At 37.9% G+C, this 22720-nt stretch carries 20 protein-coding genes; 16 read left to right on the top strand and 4 right to left on the bottom strand.

Translation table 11 applies throughout. From position 1 onward, the window contains the following. Positions 1-43: 43 nt before the first annotated feature. Positions 44-973: a class I SAM-dependent methyltransferase gene (locus ACEVFT_RS20865; RefSeq protein WP_393951198.1), complete on the top strand. Its 930-nt coding sequence runs from the start codon at positions 44-46 to the stop codon at positions 971-973. A 66-nt stretch (positions 974-1039) separates the two neighbouring features. On the opposite strand, the gene ACEVFT_RS20870 is transcribed toward ACEVFT_RS20865, so the two are convergent. After that, the gene (locus ACEVFT_RS20870) at positions 1040-1489 is read right to left on the bottom strand and encodes a universal stress protein (protein ID WP_205444968.1); all 450 of its coding nucleotides are present in this window, start codon (positions 1487-1489) and stop codon (positions 1040-1042) included. 421 nt (positions 1490-1910) lie between these two features. Between ACEVFT_RS20870 and ald the strand changes: the two genes are divergently transcribed. Beyond that, positions 1911-3026, top strand: a complete 1116-nt coding sequence (gene ald / locus ACEVFT_RS20875) for an alanine dehydrogenase (protein WP_205444967.1) — start codon at positions 1911-1913, stop codon at positions 3024-3026. Positions 3027-3077: 51 nt separating this feature from the next. Here the strand turns inward: ald and ACEVFT_RS20880 are convergent, their stop codons facing one another. After that, positions 3078-4166, bottom strand: a complete 1089-nt coding sequence (locus tag ACEVFT_RS20880; protein ID WP_393951199.1) for a M24 family metallopeptidase — start codon at positions 4164-4166, stop codon at positions 3078-3080. Between the two features lie 232 nt (positions 4167-4398). Between ACEVFT_RS20880 and ACEVFT_RS20885 the strand changes: the two genes are divergently transcribed. Both ACEVFT_RS20885 and ACEVFT_RS20890 read left to right on the top strand, forming a co-directional pair. Beyond that, entirely contained in the window at positions 4399-5082 is a 684-nt protein-coding gene (locus ACEVFT_RS20885) for a metal-dependent hydrolase (RefSeq protein WP_205444963.1), read from the top strand. A gap of 152 nt (positions 5083-5234) precedes the next feature. After that, the gene (locus ACEVFT_RS20890; protein WP_393951200.1) at positions 5235-6542 is read left to right on the top strand and encodes a DRTGG domain-containing protein; all 1308 of its coding nucleotides are present in this window, start codon (positions 5235-5237) and stop codon (positions 6540-6542) included. A gap of 55 nt (positions 6543-6597) precedes the next feature. Here the strand turns inward: ACEVFT_RS20890 and ACEVFT_RS20895 are convergent, their stop codons facing one another. Then, a complete protein-coding gene (locus ACEVFT_RS20895) occupies positions 6598-6903 on the bottom strand; it encodes a YtpI family protein (RefSeq protein ID WP_205444960.1) in 306 nt (101 codons plus the stop codon). A 90-nt stretch (positions 6904-6993) separates the two neighbouring features. Here ACEVFT_RS20895 and ACEVFT_RS20900 point away from each other — a divergent pair, with 90 nt between their 5' ends. The 8 genes from ACEVFT_RS20900 (at position 6994) to ACEVFT_RS20935 (ending at position 17313) form a co-directional block, all read left to right on the top strand. Next, entirely contained in the window at positions 6994-7938 is a 945-nt protein-coding gene (locus ACEVFT_RS20900; protein WP_207794398.1) for a DHH family phosphoesterase, read from the top strand. 22 nt (positions 7939-7960) lie between these two features. Then, a complete protein-coding gene (dnaE, locus tag ACEVFT_RS20905; RefSeq protein WP_393951201.1) occupies positions 7961-11044 on the top strand; it encodes a DNA polymerase III subunit alpha in 3084 nt (1027 codons plus the stop codon). Between the two features lie 132 nt (positions 11045-11176). After that, positions 11177-11818, top strand: a complete 642-nt coding sequence (locus ACEVFT_RS20910; RefSeq protein WP_205444955.1) for a FadR/GntR family transcriptional regulator — start codon at positions 11177-11179, stop codon at positions 11816-11818. A gap of 24 nt (positions 11819-11842) precedes the next feature. Further along, on the top strand, positions 11843-12700 hold the full coding sequence (gene accD / locus ACEVFT_RS20915; protein WP_393951202.1) for an acetyl-CoA carboxylase, carboxyltransferase subunit beta: 858 nt from the start codon (positions 11843-11845) through the stop codon (positions 12698-12700). Then, positions 12693-13649 carry an acetyl-CoA carboxylase carboxyltransferase subunit alpha gene (locus tag ACEVFT_RS20920; protein ID WP_205444952.1) on the top strand — a complete coding sequence of 319 codons (957 nt, stop codon included), beginning with the start codon at positions 12693-12695 and terminating at the stop codon, positions 13647-13649. The genes accD and ACEVFT_RS20920 overlap by 8 nt, the downstream gene beginning before the upstream one ends. Positions 13650-13973: 324 nt before the next feature. Beyond that, positions 13974-14933, top strand: a complete 960-nt coding sequence (gene pfkA, locus ACEVFT_RS20925; protein ID WP_205444950.1) for a 6-phosphofructokinase — start codon at positions 13974-13976, stop codon at positions 14931-14933. Between the two features lie 26 nt (positions 14934-14959). Continuing rightward, complete coding sequence (gene pyk, locus ACEVFT_RS20930) at positions 14960-16720, top strand: pyruvate kinase (protein WP_205444948.1); 1761 nt, start codon at positions 14960-14962, stop codon at positions 16718-16720. 203 nt (positions 16721-16923) lie between these two features. Next, entirely contained in the window at positions 16924-17313 is a 390-nt protein-coding gene (locus ACEVFT_RS20935) for an FxsA family protein (RefSeq protein ID WP_393951203.1), read from the top strand. Here ACEVFT_RS20935 and ACEVFT_RS20940 read toward each other — a convergent pair. After that, positions 17297-18262 (bottom strand): AI-2E family transporter, encoded by a 966-nt coding sequence (locus tag ACEVFT_RS20940; RefSeq protein WP_205444945.1) that lies wholly within the window; start codon positions 18260-18262, stop codon positions 17297-17299. The two genes, ACEVFT_RS20935 and ACEVFT_RS20940, sit on opposite strands and share 17 nt — an antisense overlap. Before the next feature lie 250 nt (positions 18263-18512). Here ACEVFT_RS20940 and citZ point away from each other — a divergent pair, with 250 nt between their 5' ends. From citZ to ACEVFT_RS20960, 4 genes are all read left to right on the top strand, one after another. Beyond that, positions 18513-19628, top strand: a complete 1116-nt coding sequence (citZ, locus tag ACEVFT_RS20945) for a citrate synthase (protein WP_004226238.1) — start codon at positions 18513-18515, stop codon at positions 19626-19628. Positions 19629-19707: 79 nt separating this feature from the next. After that, positions 19708-20970, top strand: a complete 1263-nt coding sequence (gene icd, locus ACEVFT_RS20950) for an NADP-dependent isocitrate dehydrogenase (RefSeq protein WP_205444944.1) — start codon at positions 19708-19710, stop codon at positions 20968-20970. 179 nt (positions 20971-21149) lie between these two features. Then, complete coding sequence (gene mdh / locus ACEVFT_RS20955) at positions 21150-22088, top strand: malate dehydrogenase (protein ID WP_393951204.1); 939 nt, start codon at positions 21150-21152, stop codon at positions 22086-22088. Between the two features lie 159 nt (positions 22089-22247). Next, positions 22248-22688, top strand: coding sequence for a MaoC/PaaZ C-terminal domain-containing protein (locus ACEVFT_RS20960; RefSeq protein WP_004226245.1), 441 nt, complete (start codon positions 22248-22250; stop codon positions 22686-22688). Positions 22689-22720 lie beyond the last annotated feature (32 nt).

The raw sequence follows: 22720 nt of genomic DNA on the forward strand, positions 1-22720 counted from the left end.
AAGTGTTTGTCACGGCTCTTTTCTGCGTGAAAGGAAGTTAGATATGGAAAATATCGAGAAGTTATTTGGTTTGCTAAATGAGCATGCCGAAAAAATCGAAAAAGAACACAATATAACGTTACTAGAAGGATTATTAGATGGGTTAGAGGCATGGCTTGATGGCGAAGTAGATTTTTCTCAAAAAGGTGCAACAAAAGAGGATATTCGTAAAGCTATTCAAATTGCTATTTTAAAAGGGATGCGCAAAGGCTCACAGCCGAATCATCAAATGACTCCTGATACGTTAGGGTTATTAGTGGGCTACTTTGTGGAGCAAATTTTTGCAGAGCGTCTTGAAAATGAAAAGATTTCGATCATGGACCCAGCAGTAGGCACAGGCAATTTATTACTAACGGTTATGAATTTATTAGATGGGAAAGTGGAAGCAACAGGTGTAGAGGTTGATGAGCTACTTATTCGCCTTGCTGCGGCTACTGCTGATCTATCAGAACAGCCTATTTCTTTATACCGTCAAGATGCCTTAGAAGATTTATTGGTCAATCCAGTTGATGCCGTTGTTTGTGATTTACCTGTAGGTTATTATCCAAATGAAGAAGTGGCGCTCGATTATGAATTATGTCCAGCAGAGGGGATGAGTTATGCCCATCATTTATTCATCGAGCAATCAATGAACTATACAAAGAATGGCGGCTATTTATTTTTCCTTGCACCATCTCATCTTTTTGAGTCAGAGCAGTCTAAGCAATTACACAAGTACATTCAAAAGCATGCGTGGATTCAAGCGATTATTCAATTACCTGATGCCATGTTTGCTAATAAGACACTTGAGAAGAGCATTGTGATTTTACAAAAACAATCGAAGGAATTGAAAGCACCTAAAGAAGTTCTATTAGCTAAAGTGCCAAATATGCAGAATAAGCAAGCTCTTGCGCTATTCTTTGAAAAAGTGAAGATGTGGAAAGAGGGCAAGTAATTGCTCATGAAGTCAATACAAGTAAAAAGGTATCCTATTCAAGGATACCTTTTTATGTATTACAAATTAGTTTTCTGGTGTACGGATAACTAGTACGTCACATTTAGCTGAACGTACAATAGCTTCAGATACAGAACCGATTAGGAAGCGTTCTACTGCATTTAGACCAGTTGCACCACAAATGATTAAATCTGCGTCTACGATGTTAGAAAGCTCTTTTGTTATGATATTTTTTGGAGAGCCATACTCGATGATAAGATTAACATTCGCTAAACCTTCATCTTCAGCTTGCTTTTTGTAACCATTTAATAGTTCTTCAGAAAATGCTTGAGCACGTTCTGCGATGGAACGGTCATATGCTTCGATAGCAGCAAATGAACGAGTATCGATTACATTTACTAGATTTAATACTGCACCTTCGTTTCGTTTTGCAACATCAATTGATTTACGAAACGCGTATTCAGCTTCTTTTGAACCGTCTACTGCAACAACAATGCTTTTATAATGATTAGCCATTTGAAAAACCTCCCTGATTTGTATATGTTGATTATACCAAATGATTTTCTAAAGGAAATACTTTCCGTAAGAAAAATTATGAAAATGTGAAGGCATTTCATAAAGAAATGCTAATTAAATATAATTACTTAATTCCCACTATTTGCAGTGTGCAAACGTTTTTCGTGTGTTTGCAACTGCTCATGAATGAGCCTCATTAACTTCTATTTAGTCTCCTTTTTAGTTTCTAAATATAATAATTTATCATGTTATACAACGTTTGAATATTTGTTATTTTGTAAATCTTATAAATTTTATCTGTATTTGCATTAGTTAAAGCTTTTTTTGCAATTGTTTGGTAATATGGAATGGCAAGGGGTGCATCAAGTTTAGTTACATAAATGATGCTTATTTCTTACGTTATGGAAGGGGATAGGAAACAATGAAGATTGGTATTCCAAAGGAAATTAAAAACAACGAAAATCGTGTAGCAATGACACCAGCAGGAGTTGTCACTTTAACACATGCAGGTCATGAAGTGTACATTGAAACAGGAGCGGGGCTAGGTTCAAGCTTTACGGATGCTGATTACATTGCAGCTGGTGCGCATATTGTTCAAACAGCTAAGGAAGCATGGTCACAAGAAATGATTATGAAGGTAAAAGAACCAGTTGCTTCTGAGTATGATTACTTCTATGAAGGCCAAATTTTATTCACGTATTTACACTTAGCGCCAGAGGTTGAATTAACTCAGGCACTTTTAAATAAAAAAGTTGTAGGAATTGCCTACGAAACAGTACAATTAGCAAATGGTTCATTACCTTTGTTAACACCCATGAGTGAGGTTGCTGGTAAAATGGCTACACAAATTGGTGCTCAGTTTTTAGAAAGAAACCATGCTGGTAAAGGTATTTTACTAGGTGGCGTATCAGGCGTACAACGTGGGAAAGTCACAGTAATCGGTGGTGGTATTGCAGGAACAAATGCTGCGAAAATCGCTGTTGGTATGGGTGCTGATGTGACAGTTATCGATTTAAGCCCAGAACGTTTACGTCAATTAGAAGATATGTTTGGGCGTGATGTTCAAACATTAATGTCTAATCCATATAATATTGCAGAATCAGTGAAAAATTCAGACTTAGTCATTGGTGCGGTGTTAATCCCAGGCGCAAAAGCTCCAAAACTTGTATCAGAAGAAATGATTCAATCCATGCAAGCTGGCTCTGTTGTAGTCGATATCGCCATTGACCAAGGTGGTATTTTTGCTTCTTCTGATCGTGTGACAACACATGACGATCCAACATATGTGAAGCATGGTGTAGTACACTACGCAGTTGCAAATATGCCTGGTGCGGTACCACGTACTTCTACAATTGCTTTAACAAATAATACTATTCCATATGCACTTCAAATTGCAAACAAAGGCTACAAACAAGCTTGCCTTGATAATGCAGCACTGAAAAAAGGTGTGAATACATTAGATGGACAACTTGTTTATAAAGCAGTGGCAGATTCACAAGGTCTACCATTTGTCAATGTGGATGAGTTAATTCAATAAACCATGCAGGACATAGAAAAAGGAAGCACACTAGTTGCTTCCTTTTTTGCATTATAGAACGATTAAATCTTTTGGGAACTTTGTTAATACCTCAACGCCATCTTTTGTTACAACAACATCATCCTCAATACGTACGCCAGTTACATCTGATTTATAAATACCAGGCTCAATCGTAAAGACCATACCTTCATCCATCGTCATTTCATTAGCACCTGTAACAGATGGGAATTCATGCACAGAAATACCAAGACCATGTCCAAGACGGTGCGTGAAATATTCACCATAACCAGCCTCAGTAATTGTATCACGTGCAATTTTGTCTAAATCCATCGCACGAATACCTGGTTTCACTGCTGCGACAGCATTTGTGTTGGCAGCTAAAACGGCATGATAAATTTCTTTTTGAGCTTCACTTGGCTCACCAAAAGCAACAGTACGTGTAATATCTGAGCAATAGCCATCGTAAATAACACCAAGATCAAATAGTACCATATCGCCCTTTTCAATTTTACGTGCACCTGGCTTCCCATGAGGAGAGGCAGTCTTTGGACCACTCAATACCATTGTTTCAAAGGACATTTTACAGCCTTTATCTTGAATGGCACTTTCGATCGCTGTTAGAATTTCCATTTCTGTTTTACCTTCAGCGATTTCCTTGCAACCGATTTCAATTGCATAATCAGCTAACTCTGCAGCTTTACGTAATTTTTCTAATTCACTTTCATCTTTGATTACGCGCATCGCATTAATCTTTTCATCAAGACGCACAAAGCTAGCTTGAGGGAAAGATTGCTGTAAAGCTTCCAAACGCTCAACGATGAGCTGTGCCTTTTCAATAGCAAATGTAGCTGGATTGATTTGACGTGCTACGATGGCCTGGGCAAGAACTTCCATCGAATTTTCTGTATCTTGATGGCCAATCACTTCATAAGACCAACCAGCAGCCTTCGCATCTGGAATCTCCATTTGTGGACAAATTAGAAAAGGCTCCGCATCTTTAAAAATCATGACTCCTAGTAATCTTTCATGTGGATTACTTTTAAAGCCTGAAACGTAAAAAACATTGTCAGGTGTTGTTACGAATGCTGCATCGATGTGATTTTGCTGCAAGTAACGTTGGATTTCTTCAACCTTTGACATCAATATGTCCTCCTTTTATTACATGGAAAATTTTACGTAAGAAAGCTTCGACTGCTTAAAAAGTAGCGAGGATTCTTATCTAGTACTGAATAATTGTGCTCTAACAGGGTATAAGGCTGTTAGAGAATACGACGATTATTCTCTGTACAAGCATATCAAAAAAAGGGAAAAAGCGCATGGGTAGCGAATTAAAATGTTGGACTGTACTTTGTTAATCGAGGAGGATTTTAAGATGGAAATAAGTTATCATGGGCATTCAGTTGTCAAAATTCAAACAAATGGAAAAACGATATTAATTGACCCTTTTATTAATGGCAATGGGCAAACAGACTTAAAAGTAGCTAATGAAGCGCCAGATATTATTTTACTTACACATGGGCATAATGATCATGTTGGAGATACAGTAGAGTTGGCGAAGAAAAAAGATGCATTAGTTATTGCGCCAAATGAGCTGGCTAATTGGATTTCTTGGCAAGGTGTAAAAACACATCCAATGCATATAGGTGGTGCGAAGGAATTTGACTTCGGTAAAGTAAAGTTTACACAAGCCTTTCATGGATCTTCCTATGTAACAGATAATAACGAAATAATTTATATGGGCATGCCAGCTGGAATTTTATTATTTGTTGAGGGATTAACGATTTATCATGCTGGTGATACAGCTCTATTTGGTGATATGAAACTAATTGGTGAACGACATCCGATTGATATTGCATTCTTACCTATTGGTGATAATTTTACAATGGGACCTGAGGATGCAGCTTGCGCAGTTTCGTTTTTAAAGCCGAAAATTGTCGTACCGATTCATTACAATACATTCCCACCAATCGAGCAAGATCCACAAATTTTTGCAGATCTAGTGCAAAATACAGAGGTTCAAATTTTGAAAGCTGGAGAAAAAGTAAACTGTTTCTAATCGATGGTAATGCTGTACTATATGAATTGACACCACGCTGGTAGTTGAAATGATGGGAAAAGTTAAACAATTTCATCACTTTATATTAAATATTTTCTTAAAAAATATGGTACACTAAGAGCAGAATTGAAGCTTAGGAAATAGGTGATATTTTGTCTACAAAACATGAGAAAATTTTACAATACATCGAATCACTACCCGTGGGCGATAAAATTTCAGTACGTCAAATTGCAAAGGAAATGCAAGTGAGTGAAGGGACGGCTTACCGTGCAATAAAGGAGGCCGAAAATCGTCGCTTAGTAAGTTCGATTGAACGTGTTGGAACAATTCGTATTGAGAAAAAAAAGAAAGAAAATATTGAGCGCTTAACTTTTGCAGAAATTGTCAATATTGTAGATGGCCAAGTTTTAGGTGGAAAATCAGGTCTACATAAAACATTAACAAAATTTGTTATCGGTGCTATGCAATTAGAGGACATGATGCGTTACACAGATGCAGGTAGCTTATTGATTGTTGGTAACCGTATTAAAGCACATGAAAATGCCCTTCGAGCGGGTGCAGCTGTTTTAATCACTGGCGGTTTTGATACAACGGAAGATAATAAGCAGCTTGCAGATTCATTAGATTTACCAATCATTTCAACAAGCTACGATACGTTTACGGTCGCAACAATGATTAACCGGGCAATTTATGACCAATTAATCAAAAAAGATATTTTATTTATTGAAGACATTTATGTCCCAATGACTGACACAGCAGCGTTAAAAAATGATGAAACGATCTATCATTTCCAGAAGCTGAATGAACGTACGACACATGGTGCATTTCCTGTGGTCACACACCAAAATAAACTCGTCGGTATGATTACCGTCAAAGACGTTATTGGGCGTGAAGAAAACGAGCTTATCGAAAAAGTGATGACGAAAAATCCGATTGCTGGCTCCATGAAAATGAGTGTCGCTTCTGCTGGACATCGAATGATTTGGGAAGGAATTGATCTTCTACCAATTGTTAATGATGACAATATTCTGCAAGGTGTCATTAGCCGTCAGGATGTGCTGAAGGCATTGCAATTAGCACAAAGGCAGCCGCAGCATGGTGAAACGATTGATGATTTAGTGAAAAATGAAATGAAGGTACTAGGTGATGAAGAACTCATTGTTGAGTTTAAAGTCACACCACAAATGACCAATCAATATGGGGCAATTTCATACGGTGCTTTTACAACTTTACTAGCTGAGGTCGGTTCATTTGCATTAAAACGTCGTAAACGTGGGGATGCAGTGGCAGAGAATATGACGATTTACTTTATAAAGCCTGTTCAAATGGAAAGTACGCTTACTGTTAAGCCTCGAATTTTAGACATGAGTCGTAAGTTTGTGAAAATGGATTTTGAAGTGTATAATCAACAAATACTTGTTGGTAAGGCAATGATGATGTTCCAACTATTAGAACGTTAAGTATTGAAAAGGGATGGCCTAGCGCAATTGCTTGGTCATCCCTTTGTTACATATATTATTGATTAATGCGGAATTCTTCCTCAACAAATTGTCCATAATGGCGTGCTTTTTTTATATTTTCTAAAAGAACTAAGATGCCGAGCGCGACAAGAATTGCTACAATAATAAATGTAAATAAGCCCGGGAATAAATAAGCTTGATTTAAAGCGAAGGACAAAATTAAGGAACCTAAGCCGATGTTCGCTTTACTTTTATACCAGTTTTTAGCAATAGGTAATGGAGAACGGAACTGTTTTGTTTTAAAATAAAAATAAAAAACAAAAGATATGATTATCGCAAACACAAATATTAAATTGAGCATAGTAAACCTCCTAGCATAACTAGACATTATTGTAACGATAATTATGTAAAAATGCTAACGGTTCTTACTATCATTTTGGGGGAAATTATTGTGAAAAGACAAATCATCGACACAATTGAGGCCAATGAAACGATCATTATTCACCGTCATGTACGTCCTGATCCTGATGCTTATGGCTCACAGCAAGGCTTAAAAGAGATTATTTTAGCCAATTATCCTGAGAAAAAGGTTTTCGCTGTAGGGGAACATGATACGTCCTTATCTTTTATGGCACAGCCGGATGAAATAGCGGATGAAGTGTATGACAATGCTTTAGTAATTGTCACAGACACGGCTAATACAGAACGTGTTGACGATCAACGTTATACAAAGGGCAAAATGGTGATAAAAATTGATCACCATCCAAATGATGATGCTTATGGTGATCTTTTATGGGTGGACACAACAGCAAGCTCTTGTAGTGAAATGATCTACGAATTATATGAAGAAGGCAAGGAAGTAGCAAACTGGAAACTTTCAGATGCTGCTGCGCGCTTATTATTTGCAGGAATAGTAGGCGATACAGGTAGATTTCAATTCCCAAGTACAACAACGAAAACATTTAAAGTTGCTGCTGACCTGATTACATATGATTTTGATCGAAATCAACTATTTGATGGCATGTACGAAATGGAGCAAAAGTTACTTAATTTACAAGGGTATATTTATCAAAACTTTACAATGAACGAACATGGAGCTGCCTATGTGAAGCTGACAAAGGAATTACTGGCAGAGCATGATACTGTGCCATCTGAGGCTTCTTTATTAGTAGGTTGTCTTGGCAGCGTTAAAGGTATATGTTCATGGGTTGTGTTCATTGAAGAAGGGGATCAGATCCGTGTACGATTGCGTTCAAAGGGTCCCGTTATCAATACATTAGCGAAGGAATTTAACGGAGGCGGACACCCGCTTGCTTCTGGAGCTACTGCTTATTCGTGGGAAGAAGCAGACCTCGTTATTTCAAGATTACAAGAGATTTGTAAAGCGTATCATTAACAGAGAAAAGGAAGGGATTCATTTGACACATGTATATACAAAGATGCATACGAGCGCGGATTTATTGAAAAGCACAATTCGGCTTGAGCAATTGATTCCTTTTTTACAAGAACAAAAGACACAAGCCTGTGCAATCGTTAATACGAAATTGTACGGGCTTTTGCCTTTTTGTAAAGCATTGCAGCAAGCAAATATTCATGCTGTTATTGGGCTTTCGGTTAACATACAGTGGCATGAAACAACGCTTCCCCTCGTACTGTATGCGCAGACGCAGGAAGGCTATCAACATTTATTAAAGGTTAGTAGTGCGATATCCATTAGACAAGACGAGGTGCTGCCATGGAAGTGGCTTGAGGGGTATTCAGCAGGCTGTGTAGCTCTACTTTCTGCTAATGATTTAACGGATTTAGATGACTGGCAGGCAATGGTTTCTGCATTGGTTCAGCTATTTGGTCATCAATTTTATATGGGAATTGCTAGACCAGGAGGGGAAAAGACTCAACATGAAGATGAATTCGTTTTCTGGTGTGAAGAACATGCCATTCCGCTTGTAGCCTCTCAAAGCTGTTATTTCTTGCGTCCAGAAGATCATTTTGCTTATGAAGTAGCAAGAGCAATTGATACAGGGGAAAAGCTTGGAAATACTATGCAAACGGCTGATGTACAAGGCTATTTTGCCCCAACAGCATATGAATGGCAAAATTGGTTTGCTGATCGACCAGATTGGCTTGATTCCAGTATGAAAATGCTTGTTAGCTGTAAAGCTTATATACCTGAAATGCCTGTGCAAATGCCTAAATTTCCTGTACCTGAAGGTGAAACGGCTGAAAGCTTGCTTGTTAAAGAAGCATTTGCTGGATTAGAAGAGCGATTTAAGCAAATCGCAATACCCGTTGCCTACCGTGAACGCCTACAGTATGAGCTTGAAATCATTTGCTCTATGGGCTTTGCTGACTATTTTTTAGTTGTAGCGGATTTCATGCGTTATGCGAAAGAAAATCGAATTTTGACTGGACCTGGACGTGGTTCCTCAGCAGGTTCACTTGTGGCGTATAGTCTTTCCATTACACAAGTAGATCCACTTGCCTATGGTTTATTATTTGAACGCTTTTTAAATCCAGAAAGAATCACTTTACCTGATATTGATATCGATTTTGTTGATAGTAAAAGACATCAAGTAATTCAGTATGTTGCCCAAAAATATGGCAAGGCAAATGTAGCGCAAATTATTACATTTGGTACATTGTCTGCAAAAGCAGTTGCAAGGGATGTTGCGCGGGTTTTTGGCTTTGATGCGGAGATGCTAGAAAAAATTTCGAAGATGATTCCAAATAAGCCAGGAATGACATTGCAAAGAGCTGTGGCTGAGTCACAGGATTTTCAAGGTTGGCTAGCAGAAAATGATAACCATCTGCGTTGGTACGAGGTAGCGCTAAAATTAGAAGGTCTACCAAGAAATTCTTCTACACATGCAGCTGGTATTGTGATCGCTCCATCACCTTTAGTGAATACTGTACCGATTGAAGAAGGGCATGATGGTATTTATAGTACGCAATGGCCAATGGGAGATATTGAAGCGTGTGGTCTCGTTAAAATGGATTTCTTAGGCTTGCGCAACCTTACTATTTTAGAGCAAATACGTTGGTCTATTTATAAAGCGGGGGGTCCCTGGATAGAATTTGAACGAATTCCGATGCATGATGACAAGACGTTTCAGCTTTTACAAAGAGGGGACACGCTGGGGATCTTTCAATTAGAATCAGACGGTATGAAGCAAGCTTTACGTGATATCAGTCCTACAAGCTTTTTAGATATTGTGGCTGTAAACGCACTTTATCGTCCAGGACCAATGGATTTTATTCCTGTCTATGCAAAACGGAAAGCTGGCAGAGAAAAGGTGACGATGCCACATCCTGTGCTAGAGCCTATTTTACAAGAGACCTTTGGTGTGATTGTTTATCAAGAACAAATTATAAAAATTGCATCAGTACTGGCAGGCTTTACAATGGGACAGGCAGATTTACTTCGCCGTGCAGTGAGTAAAAAAAATCGTCAAGTTTTAGAGGAACAACGTACTGCCTTTGTTCATGGGGCGTTAAGCCAAGGCTTTGATCAGCGTGTAGCAGAAGAAGTCTATGAATTGATTGTACGCTTTGCGGATTATGGTTTCCCTAAAAGTCATGCTGTGGCCTATAGTGTTATTTCCTATCAAATGGCCTATTTAAAGGCACATTTCCCTCAAAGCTTTTATGCAGCTTTATTATCCAATGCAACGGGAAATGTAGAAAAGATTCAACAACTTGTCCATGAGGCAAAAGATAAGGGTATCCCATTTTATCCACCTTCTTTAAAAAACAGTACCAAGTATTTTACTGTAGAAAATGAAGGCATTCGCTACAGCTTATCAGGAATCAAAGGTGTGCCCCATACTTTGATAGAAAAAATGCATGGGCTCCGTCAAACAAATCCAGAGGTATTAAATAACCTATTTGACCTGGCTGTTGCCTTAAGTGCGCAGCATTTTAAACCAAAAGTGATGGAATCATTAATTTATGCTGGGGCGCTTGATTATCTAGAAAAAGACAGAGCAGTCCTCATCATGACAGTAGACGCAGCTTTGAAACACGCAGAGCTTTTACGGCCAACTGAAGACATTGATTTGGCGTCGGCTATGGCATTTAGTTTTGGTAAGCCCAAATATATGCAGGCAGAAGAAATGTCTCAGAAGGAAAAATTGATGCATGAGAAAGAGAGCTTGGGCTTTTATATTTCTACACATCCAGTAGCACAAGAAAGACTATACTGGGGGGATGTCAATAGTACTTGCCGAGAGTTAAAGCAGAAGCGTGATGGTACTTCTATAAGAATGATTGGTATGATTGAAGAAGTGAAGAAAATTCGTACAAAAAAAGGTGAGCAAATGGCTTTTGTTCAGCTACAGGATGAGTTTGGAACGGTTTCAATTACATTTTTCCCACAAACTTTTCAATTGGTCCAAGACCTGCTGTTAGAGGAGGAAATGCTGTTGATTGATGGTGTCTTGGAGAGACGTTTTGGCAAGCCACAAATCAAAGTAAAACATGCGCAAACGACGAAAAAGATATAAAATGAAACAAGAATTGAGAAACTGCATTAAATTTTATGCAGTTTTTTCTTTACTTTTGAACAGTTATTTTGTAAGCTAGAGACAACGTTAAAAAGTGGTCAGACCACTTTTTTGATAAGGGGAGTTAGTCGTATGGATAAAAAAACCGAACAAAAGAAAGTGTTTTTAGAAATCGTCCAACAACTACGTCAACTCATTAAATTGGAAAAAATTCAAGCAGGTGAAAAACTGCCTTCAGAACGAGTTCTATCAGAGCGTCTAGGTGTCGGGCGATCCTCTGTGAGAGAGGCATTGCGAAGCTTAGAGTTGCTAGGGCTTATTGAAACGAGACATGGTGGTGGTACTTTTCTTGCGTCCACACATAAGCATCAGCTCGTAGAAATACTGTCGATGTTTATATTAGAAGATGAAAAATCAAAAAAAGATGTCGAATTAACGCGACAAATTCATGAAATGGAAGCAATCCGCGTAATAAGTTGTACAGAGATTCTTCGCACACTACCTGTGTGGGATAGTTTTTTTGTGAAACTAGAAATAGAAGGTACGGTTAATTGTCGAGATATTTTGCGAGAATTATTAATTACGACAGGTAATCGTCTTTCATTAAAAATCTGGTTTCAATTAGCAGCTTATGATGGCGACCGTTTAAATCGAAACTCAACAGAAGATGAAAAAATAATCATTCAAACAATGTTGAAATCGATGCAGCTTGGTTACGAAAAAGAAGCATTAAAAGCTTATGAGCAGTGGATGAGTACTGTACAGAGCATTTAGACAACAACAAAGGGGGAGTCGAACATGGCAATACGTAGCTTATTTAGTGGTAATCGAAAAAAGAAAGAGGATGGGCAAGAAAAGGCATTTCCGGAAGGGTTAATGACAAAATGTCCTGAATGTCGTCACATTCAACTGACAAAGGAATTAGAAAAAAACCATAAAGTATGTTCAAAATGTAGTCATCATTTCAAAATGACGGCACAAGAGCGTGTGGACTATTTCTTAGATGAAGGCTCATTCGAATCAATGGATGACCATTTACAAACTAGTAATCCCCTGAATTTCCCAGCATATGTTGAAAAAATTTCAGCAGACCAAGAGAAAACAGGCTTGAACGAGGCTGTTCTAACAGGTGTCGGTACATTAGATGGAGAAGAAATTGTCGTAGCGATTATGGATTCTCACTTCCGTATGGGTTCAATGGGCTCAGTTGTCGGAGAAAAAATTACACGAGCAGTGGAAAAGGCAACTGAACTAGGTGTACCATTTATTATCTTTACTGCCAGTGGTGGTGCCCGTATGCAAGAGGGCGTATTATCGTTAATGCAAATGGCGAAAACAAGTGTGGCTTTAAAACGTCACAGTGATCAAGGGTTATTGTTTATTTCTATTTTAACGCATCCAACAACAGGTGGGGTTTCCGCAAGCTTTGCTTCTGTTGGTGATATAAATATTGCAGAGCCACAGGCATTAATTGGCTTTGCAGGTCGTCGTGTAATTGAAGAAACTGTACGAGAAAAATTGCCAAGTGATTTCCAAACAGCAGAATTTTTATTAGAGCATGGTCAGCTTGATGCCATTTTCCATCGCAAGGATTTACGTAAACAAGTTTCATTACTTGTAAAAATGCATACGAAAGGCGGCGTGCAACATGTCTAAAAATTTAGCATTTGAAGAACCAGTCGTACAATTACGAGAGAAAATTGATGAATTAAAAACAATTGCTGCAGAAGCAGAAGTAGATATGTCAGGTGAAATTGAAAAGCTTGAAACACGTTTATCGCAATTAGAGCAATCGATTTATGCCAATATGAAGCCGTGGGATCGTGTACAAGTAGCAAGACATCCAGAAAGACCTACAACACTCCAATATATTGAAGCGATATGTGAAGATTTTATTGAATTACATGGTGATCGTACATTTGGTGATGATGCAGCCATTCTTGGTGGGATTGGCATTTTTGAAGGGCAACCAGTAACGATAATTGGACATCAACGTGGTAAGTCTACAAAGGAAAATATACGTCGTAATTTTGGTATGCCTCATCCAGAGGGCTATCGAAAAGCGCTACGCTTGATGAAGCAAGCTGAAAAATTTAAACGACCAATTATTTGTTTTATCGATACAAAAGGTGCATACCCAGGGAAAGCTGCTGAAGAACGTGGTCAAAGTGAAGCAATCGCTAGAAATCTTGTTGAAATGGCTGGTTTAACTGTGCCCGTAATTAGTATCGTTATTGGTGAAGGAGGAAGCGGTGGTGCACTAGCATTAGGTGTAGCAAACCGTGTCTTTATGCTAGAGAACTCAACATATTCTGTTATTTCTCCAGAAGGGGCAGCATCTATTTTATGGCGTGATGGTAGTCTTGCAAAGCAGGCAGCGGAAGCAATGCGTATTACAGCACCTGATTTAAAAGAGCTTGGTGTAATTGATGGCATTATTCCTGAAATTATTGGTGGAGCACATCGCAATGTAGCAAAGCAGGCTCTTTCTATTAAAGAATGCATTAGTGACACACTTCATGCATTAAATTCTCTAAATGGAGAACAATTAATTGAAGATCGTTATGAAAAATTTAAAAAAATTGGACAATATACAGAAGCGTAATTCTGTTTGTTCGTAACAGATGAATGTTCTTTACCTTAATAGTGTATAAAAATCTAAAGCTATAAATTTGCTCGTTAAGAGACAGAATTTGTATCTTAACATATTAAAAAGCTATAAAAATGAAAGAAGAAAATAGCGCGAAATAAACGCCAGACTTCTTGAAAAAATGTTAGATTTAGGATATTTTAAGGTGGAAAGAGTGTGTGAAAGCGCATTCTTTTCATTTTTTATGTAAAAGTTATGTTTTTGTATCCTCAGAACCCTTACATAGTTTGTTTTTTCATGTTAATGTGAATAATAATAGTAACTGCAGGAGGTTCGACAATGAAAAAAATTGCTGTATTAACTAGTGGTGGAGATGCGCCTGGAATGAACGCAGCTATTCGAGCGGTAGTTCGTAAGGCAGCATTTCATGGAATCGATGTTGTCGGAATTAAGCATGGTTATGAAGGCTTAGTAAAAGGTAATATGGAAGAACTTGATTTAGGTGCAGTTGGTGGTATTATTCAACGCGGTGGTACGCATTTGAATTCAGCAAGATGTCCAGAATTTAAAGAAGATGCTGTCCAGCAACGAGGTATTGAAAATTTACGAGCTGCTGGAATTGAAGGACTTGTTGTCATTGGTGGTGACGGGTCCTATCGAGGTGCGATGGATTTAGTGAAAAAAGGCTTCCCTGTTGTAGGTGTACCTGGAACAATCGACAATGATATTCCAGGAACAGAATACACAATCGGCTTTGATACGGCCCTTAATACAGTCGTAGAGTCCATTGATAAAATCCGAGATACTGCTACATCTCATGAGAATTCTTTCATTGTAGAGGTCATGGGCCGGGATGCAGGAGATATCGCTTTATGGGCAGGTCTTGCGGCCGGTGCTGAAACAGTCTTAATTCCAGAAGAAGATTATAATTTAGACGATATTGTCGCACGCTTAGATCGTGGTGCGGCACGTGGTAAAAAGCATAGCATTATTATTGTTGCAGAGGGTGTTATGTCTGGAAATGAACTGGCAAAGCTGTTAAAAGAAAAAACAGGAAAAGAAACGCGTGTTTCAGTATTAGGTCATATTCAACGTGGTGGTTCACCAACAGCACGAGATCGTGTACTAGCAAGTCAGTTTGGCGCACATGCAGTTGAATTACTAATGGAGGGCAAAGCTGGTAGAGCAGTAGGTATTCGCAATCATCAAGTCATTGATTACGATATGCCAGAGGCTTTTGAAAAGAATCATGAGGCAGATGTTAGCCTTTATACACTAATGAAAGAACTATCAATATAATTTGTTATAAAACGGAGTGGGCAAAAATGAGAAAAACTAAAATCGTATGTACAATTGGACCTGCAAGTGAGTCACCAGAAACTTTAGAAAAATTAATCGAAGCAGGTATGAATGTTGCCCGCTTGAATTTTTCACACGGATCTCATGAAGAACATGCAGGACGTATTCATTTAATTCGTGAAGTGGCACAAAAATTAAATAAACCAGTGGGAATTTTACTTGATACAAAGGGTCCGGAAATTCGTACACATAACATGAAAAATGGCGAGCTTCATTTGTCAGCAGGTCAAGTAATAGATATTTCAATGACTGAAGTAGAAGGTACTGAGACGAGCTTCTCTGTCACGTATGAGCGCTTAATTGAAGACGTTGAGCAAAATTCAATTATTTTACTTGATGATGGTCTTATTCAACTACGTGTATTAGCAACAGATATGGAAAAAGGATTAATTCATACAATTGTTGAAAATGCTGGCGTTCTAAAAAATAAAAAGGGAGTTAACGTCCCAGGTGTTTCTGTACAACTACCAGGTATCACAGAAAAAGACGCACAAGATATTTTATTTGGTATCGAACAAGGTGTTGATTTTATTGCCGCTTCATTTGTTCGTCGTGCAAAAGATGTTCTTGAAATTCGTGAATTGCTTGAACAAAATGGTGGTAGTCATATTCACATTATCCCAAAAATCGAAAACCAAGAGGGTGTCGATAACATCGATGAAATCATCCTAGTATCGGACGGTTTAATGGTTGCTCGTGGAGATCTTGGTGTTGAAATTCCAGCAGAAGAAGTACCACTTGTACAAAAGAAATTGATTCTAAAATGTAATCAAGTTGGTAAACCAGTAATTACGGCAACACAAATGTTAGACTCCATGCAACGTAACCCACGACCAACACGTGCAGAAGCAAGTGATGTAGCCAACGCAATTATTGATGGAACAGATGCTATCATGTTATCTGGAGAAACTGCCGCAGGTCTTTATCCAGTAGAATCAGTACAAACGATGAATAAAATTGCACAACGCACTGAAAATTCATTAGATTATAGATCAATTGTTTCTGCACGTAGTCGTGAGAAAGAAGCAAATATGACAGAGGCCATTTCTCAAGCTGTAGCTTATACTTCTATCAATTTAGGGGTGAAAGCCGTATTAGCTCCAACTGAAAGTGGCAATACAGCGAGAATGATTGCAAAATATCGACCAGGAGTGCCAATTGTAGCCGTAACGGGCTCTACAAATACAGCTCATACATTAACACTAGTATGGGGCGTATACCCAATTGTGTGTCAACGCGTGACAACAACAGATGAGATTTTAGAGCTAGCTGTAGATGAAAGCTTAAAGCATAGTTTTGTTACTCATGGCGACGCTGTTGTCATTACAGCAGGGGTGCCTGTTGGTGAAGCGGGTACAACAAACTTAATGAAAGTACACATTATTGGTGATTTACTTGCTCGTGGACAAGGAATTGGAAAAGCATCCGTTGTTGGTAAAACAGTGGTTGCTAAAAATGCAGCTGAGGCACTTGCCTACGATACAGATGGATGCATCATTGTCACAGTTGGTTCAGATCGTGATATGATGCCAGCTTTAGAAAATTGTATTGGTCTGATTACTGAAGAAGGTGGGCTAACTAGCCACGCGGCAGTTGTAGGGCTAAGCCTAGGTATTCCAGTAATCGTTGGCGTAAAAGAAGCAACTACATTAATTCGTCATGGTCAAGAAATTACAATGGACGCTGAAACAGGTGTTATTTACAAGGGGCATGCAAGTGTTCTTTAATCATTAACAAAAAGCTCTAGTGCGGTTTGTTGTACTAGAGCTTTTTCATAAAGGTTGTACACACTCTTTCTGGAAACTATTTTATTCTTCCTCTAACAGAAGTTGCTTTCTCTTTGAATAGGTGTATTCATTTTTTTTATGAAACTAAACGGGCTATAATAACGTATAAAAGGTATAGCTTTTCAAGTAGAAAGGAGAAAAATATGCGAAAAATTTTTCTTGGTTTCATTGTCTACGCATTAGCCGAATTGGCGTTATTAATAGTCATTGGACAAAATATTGGCGTTTTAAGTACTTTATTGCTCATTATGGCTACGAGTATTATTGGGATTTATATCATGAAGAATAAAGGTATGAATTCTGTTCAAAATGTTAAAAATACATTGGCACGTGGAGAAGCACCAGGAGCTGCATTAGTGGATACTTTCTTAACTTTTGGTGGTGGTTTGCTTTTAGCGTTACCTGGATTTTTAACAGATGTCCTAGGTTTATTCCTACTCATGCCATTTTCTCGAAAAATGTTCCAACCCATTGTCTATTACTGGATGCGTAAAAAAATGAAAAAAGGTAAATTCATTATCGTTCAAAGATAGAGTTTTCCTTGAGTTTTACGGCTAGAAATAAAAAGATAGGGCTCAGCAAGATACCATAAAAGCCAAATAATAGAATAGAGGCAGCACTGATAAAGAATGTATGGAACGTGCGTAGCTGAAGCGTATTGGACCAAAGCATCGAATCGGCTAGCTGCCTTGTTAATTGTACAAATAAATATAGTAGTAAAATGGCTACACATAAAAAGGTATTGCCATTGAAATAAAAATAAATGCTCATTGGCACAAGAAAAACGCCGATTCCGAAAAACGGTAGTACATCTGCAAATGCTACAATAAATGCTTTAATGATGGCTTGTTCAAATTGAAGAATCATAAACCCTGCACAAAGAATGAGTAGGGTAATCGTAAATAATTGAAACTCCACAAATAAGAAGTAATGAAAGAGCTGCATGATTTTTGCAAAATGAGATTGCCACTCTTGCCGATATTTTTTAGGCACATATTGAAAGAACCAATAGCGTGATTTACGAGTTTCTAGAAGCGCAAAGTAATAAGCGACTAAAAAGATGAATACCTCAATGACATGCTTCATTAATAATTGGAAAAGATCTGCTGTGTAGATGATGATAGAGTCGAAAATGGACAGTGACTTTTCTTTTAATACTTGTACAAACATGGATTCATACTCACTGAAAAGCGGGAAATTTTGTAGTGTCTCTCGAATTTCTGGAAAGATAACGATAATACTGTTTATCGTTATGACAACTAACAGAAAAATACATGTTAATATCAATACTTCCACAACAATTGCTGCGATCCAATACGCAATCCTACAATATTTATGTAAAAAATTTATGATAGGATACGTTGAAAATGACAAAAAAATTGCAAGTGAAACAGGTAATACAAACCAAAGTATGACTAAATAAAAGATAAAAAACAAAACACTTGTAGTTCTTTCGTATGAAAAATATTTTAAATTCCTCATTTTTACAAATTCACCCCAAACCAATTAATAAATTAATGTCAAAATATACAAAAAAATCTCTTTAGGACAGTTATATAGTCGTTCGGACGTCTTTTTCTTTATTTGGAGGATTTTCATTCACAAAGCTGTCAAAAATGATTATAATAGCAATGTAAGCGATTTACTTAATGGTTCATATGAGCAAAATTCGTAAATGCAACATAAAAAACGCATTTGCAACAAAAAAATAAGTATGAGGGAGCGATAATTTATGTCAGCAACTAAAGGTTTAGAAGGTATCGTAGCAGCGGAATCTAAAATCAGTTCAATTATCGATGACACACTTACATATGTTGGTTACAACATTGATGATTTAGCAGAAAATGCGTCATTCGAAGAGGTAATTTACTTGTTATGGCATACTCGTTTACCAAAAGAGGACGAGCTAGCTGAATTAAAACAACAATTGGCAGACAACATGTCAATTCCGCAAGCGATTGTCGACCAATTTAAAACATACCCACTTTCAACTGTACATCCAATGGCTGCATTGCGTACTGCAGTATCTTTACTTGGTGTATTCGATGAAGAAGCGGATGTTATGGATCCAGAAGCAAACTACCGTAAAGCAATTCGTCTACAAGCTAAAATTGCGACAGTAGTAACTGCATTTGCACGTGTTCGTAAAGGTTTAGAGCCAGTTGCGCCAAAACCAGAACTAGGATATGCTGCAAACTTCTTATACATGCTAAAAGGTGAAGAGCCAGAAGCTATTGAAATTGAAGCATTTGACAAAGCATTAGTATTACACGCTGACCATGAATTAAATGCATCTACATTTACAGCACGTGTATGTGTAGCTACATTATCAGACGTTTATTCAGGTGTAACTGCAGCAATCGGTGCATTAAAAGGACCACTTCACGGTGGAGCAAATGAGCAAGTTATGAAAATGTTAACTGAAATCGGCTCACTTGAAAATGTTGAATCTTACATTCAAAATAAATTAGACAACAAAGAAAAAATCATGGGCTTCGGTCACCGCGTATATCGTAAAGGCGACCCACGTGCTCCGCATTTACGTGTAATGTCTAAAAAATTAACTGAACTAACTGGTAAACCAGAGCTTTATGAAATGTCAGTTAAAATCCATGACATGATCGTAGAACAAAAGAAATTACCTGCAAACGTAGATTTCTTCTCTGCGTCAGTGTATGATTCTTTAGGTATTGATCATGACCTGTTCACACCAATTTTCGCAGTATCACGTACTTCAGGTTGGGTGGCACACATCCTTGAGCAATATGCTAACAACCGCCTAATCCGTCCACGTGCTGAGTATGTTGGACCAGGCATGCAAAAATATGTTCCAATCAGCGAGCGCTAATTTGGAAAATATGCTAGAATGTTTGGGACTGTGTTATCACTAACACAGTCCTATGATTATGAATTTAGGAGGCAACAGAATGTCAAACAAAATTGTAGTTGAAAATGGCGTACTTAATGTACCAAACAATCCAGTAATTCCTTTCATCGAAGGTGATGGAATTGGTCCAGATATCTGGGCTGCAGCATCACGTGTAATCGACGCAGCTGTAGAAAAAGCTTACAACGGTGAAAAGAAAATTGAATGGTTAGAAGTTTTAGCTGGTGAAAAAGCATTTAACCAAACTGGTGAATGGTTACCACAAGAAACTTTAGACAAAATTAACGAATACTTAATTGCAATCAAAGGTCCTCTTACTACTCCAATCGGTGGTGGTATCCGCTCTCTTAACGTAGCATTACGTCAACAACTTGACTTATATGTATGCTTACGCCCAGTACGTCACTTTGATGGAGTGCCTTCTCCAGTTAAACGCCCAGAAGACGTTGATATGGTTATCTTCCGTGAGAACACAGAAGACATCTACGCTGGTATTGAATTCGAATCTGGTTCAGAACAAGCTCAAAAAATCATCAACTTCCTACAATCTGAATTTGGTGTAAACCAAATCCGCTTCCCAGAAACTTCTGGTATCGGTGTAAAACCTGTATCTAAAGAAGGTACTGAGCGTTTAGTACGTTCTGCTATTGAATATGCAATTAAACATAAACGCCCATCTGTTACTTTAGTTCATAAAGGTAACATCATGAAATTCACTGAAGGTGGATTCAAAAAATGGGGTTATGAATTAGCAGAAAAAGAATTTGCTGATCAAACTTTCACTTGGAACCAATACGATGCAATCAAAGCTGAACAAGGTGAAGAAGCAGCAAACAAAGCACAAGCTGATGCTTTAGCAGCAGGTAAAATCTTAGTGAAAGATTCTATCGCTGATATCTTCTTACAACAAATCTTAACTCGTCCAACTGAGTTCGATGTAGTAGCTACAATGAACTTAAATGGTGACTATATTTCTGATGCACTTGCTGCACAAGTTGGTGGTATCGGTATCGCTCCAGGCGCGAACATTAACTATGTTACTGGACATGCGATCTTCGAAGCTACTCACGGTACAGCTCCAAAATATGCTGGTTTAGATAAAGTAAACCCATCTTCAGTATTACTTTCAGGTGTATTAATGCTTGAACACTTAGGATGGCAAGAAGCTGCTGACATGATCACTCAATCTGTTGAGAAAACAATTTCTTCTAAAGTTGTTACTTATGACTTCGCACGTTTAATGGACGGCGCTACAGAAGTGAAATGTTCAGAATTCGCAACTGAGTTAATCAAAAACCTATAATTTTCTATTCTACAATAGAATTTATCACTAAAGCGGATGCTTTTTTCTGCCGATATAATTAGGGTGACAGTAAATTTTAATTTAATATTTACGATAAACTTGTTTAAAATGAGGGAGTGAGATGGATGTCTCCTCCCTCTTTTAAAATATATAACCTAATTTTAAAGGAGCGTATTCAAATGTCTCTGAAACGTAAAAAAATCTCAGTAATCGGTGGCGGTTTTACAGGCGCTACGGCAGCATTTTTAGCAGCTCAGAAAGAACTTGGTGACGTCGTATTAGTGGATATTCCACAAGCGGAAAATCCAACAAAGGGTAAGGCGCTAGATATGTGGGAAGCAGCACCAATACAAGGGTTTGACTCTTATGTACAAGGTACTTCCAATTATGCAGATACGGCGAATTCTGACGTCGTGATCATTACAGCTGGTGTTGCACGTAAACCAGGGATGAGTCGTGATGATCTCGTTCAAATCAATCAGGGTGTCATGAAAACAGTTTCGAAAGAGATTGCTACACATTCACCAAATGCTACAATCCTTGTACTGACAAACCCAGTTGATGCTATGACTTACACAGTATACAAAGAAACTGGCTTCCCTAAAAACCGTGTCATTGGTCAATCGGGTGTTCTTGATACGGCTCGTTTCTGCGCATTTGTGGCAGAAGAACTTAATATTTCAGTAAAAGATATCACTGGTTTTGTATTAGGTGGTCACGGTGACACAATGGTACCATTAACACGTTATTCATTCGCAGGTGGTATTCCATTAGAAACGTTAATTTCTGCTGAACGTTTAGAAGAAATTGTTGACCGTACACGTAATGGTGGAGCTGAAATCGTCAATTTACTTGGTAACGGCTCTGCTTATTATGCGCCAGCAGCGGCACTGATAGAGATGGCTGAAGCCATTATAAAAGATCAAAAACGTATTTTGCCATCTATCGCTTATTTAGAAGGCGAATATGGCTATCATGACTTATACTTAGGTGTTCCTACATTACTTGGCGAAAACGGTATTGAAAAAATCTTTGAGCTAGAATTAACGGACAAAGAAAAAGCAGCTTTAGATCAATCGGCAGAAGCAGTTCGTAATGTGATGAAAATTTTAGCGTAAAATTTCGTTCTGAATCTTAAAACGAGTAGGGATTGTTCCTGCTCGTTTTTTTTATGTTTCAAGTGTTGAGAAAGGTAAGGTTCTTCTGCTTTTCATTGTACTTTTAGCATAAAATTGATACTATGAATGTAGTATGATAGAAAAGGGGTTGGCGTATCTTTGCTTCAAAAAAATAGTAAACTTGGTCTCACAATCGATGAAATTACAGTTGGCGAGAAGATCCATATAACTGAAAAAATTGAAGATCGGGATCTATTGCTGTATTTAGGGCTTACAAACGATAGTAATCCGCTTTATATTCAACATGATTATGCGGCTATGACACCTTTTCAAAAACCAATTGTGCCGACAATTATGTTAAATGGTATTATTACTTCAGCTGTGTCAAAGTATATTCCAGGACCAGGTGCACGAATTATTGAGCAACATTTAAAATATTTAGGACCTCTCTATCATTATGAACTGTTCGATACGCTATTAGAGGTTACAGCAATCAATAAATATGACAATACCATTACTGTGTCTGTACACTCATATAATGAGCAGAAGCAGCTTGTAATTGAAGGTTTGTTGCTTGTGACTCCACCACTTGCGCTATAAACGTCTTGAGATTTGAAATGGGGGTTTCAAAT

The organism is Lysinibacillus sp. PWR01, from assembly GCF_043359455.1.
In the GTDB taxonomy this organism is placed as follows: Bacteria; Bacillota; Bacilli; order Bacillales_A; family Planococcaceae; genus Lysinibacillus; species Lysinibacillus fusiformis_F.